We start from the raw sequence: 1,219 nt of genomic DNA on the forward strand, positions 1-1,219 counted from the left end.
GTAAACGCGATGGTAACTAATGAAGGGACCCCCCCAGTGATCAATCATATCACGGATGCGAGGGTTGGGGCTTGTTGAGCTCAGCCGCAGCTGATTTCCCTGCTGATCCTGGGGACGAATCAACGGGTTGATGACAAAGAGTTGACAGTCGGGCTCGTTGCGAATTGTGTCGCCTTGAATGGTGAGGTTCTTAGGATGGGGTAAATCCGAGAGTACCTGGAATGGCACGTAAAAGCCATGAATCATCGCACACTGTTCCTCAGCCATGGCAATTTCGCGGCATTCTGCCATGGCCAGCCGAACACGCGCATCCTCCATCCGGTTGATGTAGACTGGGACCGCAATGCTCGAGAGCAAGCCAATGATGAGCATCACGACCAGCAGCTCCGTGAGAGTTAGTCCTCGATTATCTTTCGTATGCCTGTGCCACCACATAGTTATAAAACTCTCCTTTTCGCCTAAAATTGGCGATACAAGTCGTCGCCCTGTCCAAAGAATGGTTCTGCACTTCCGGAACCGTTGCCGGGTACCCCATTCGGTCCGAGGCTCAAAATTGTGGGGCGATCAAAACGCAGAGTCGTGTAAGAGTTGCCATCCTGCCCCACGAAGGTGGTCGAGATCACTCCGTCGCGGTCGTTGACTAGACCCTCTTTTGTGAAGAAAAGGTATGGGTGGCCCCACGGATCCAGCGGTAGACCGGCAGGTTGCCCCGCAACAGGATTTTTCAGACCTGATTTACGCGCCACGTTTACGTAGGGGCCGTTCCAGTTGAAAGCCGTCTCGTTCTGCGCCATTCGGTCAAAAATTCCAACACCGCCTGGCACGAACGTCCCATTCTTCGTGTCAATAAAGAGCAGCTTCGGATTCGCCACATCAGTGCGTAGCCCTTCATCGCGGATTCCATCCACGCGATCCGTTGTCAAACTCGACGAGGGAATACCGTCGCCACCACTGACGTCGTCGAGGACATAGAGCCGATAGAAATACCCCGTATCGATCGCCGCGTGTTGCTGGGCTGTTTGCAAGGCCTCGAGGTCTTGCTGGCATGCACTTAGTCGCGCCTCATCCGCACGCGTCACGTAAACAGGGATGATAATTGCCACCAAAATCCCGATGATGATCACCGATATGATGAGCTCAATGATGGTGAACCCACCGTTACTAAACCTATGAGCGTTCCATTTTCGCATTAGAATCTCACCTCGAGATCGTCGCCCGT

2 protein-coding genes are annotated in these 1,219 nt (G+C 53.4%); both read right to left on the bottom strand.

Annotation, left to right across the window (positions count from 1 at the left end; translation table 11 throughout):
• A partial coding sequence (locus ABJK56_RS05750) for a prepilin-type N-terminal cleavage/methylation domain-containing protein (RefSeq protein ID WP_347243711.1) occupies positions 1-435 on the bottom strand: 435 nt, incomplete at its 3' end.
• Between the two features lie 23 nt (positions 436-458).
• Positions 459-1,219: prepilin-type N-terminal cleavage/methylation domain-containing protein (locus ABJK56_RS05755; protein WP_347243712.1), on the bottom strand; the 761-nt coding region annotated here is incomplete at its 5' end.

The sequence above is a fragment of the Thermogutta sp. genome (assembly GCF_039793925.1).
In the GTDB taxonomy this organism is placed as follows: domain Bacteria; phylum Planctomycetota; class Planctomycetia; order Pirellulales; family Thermoguttaceae; genus Thermogutta.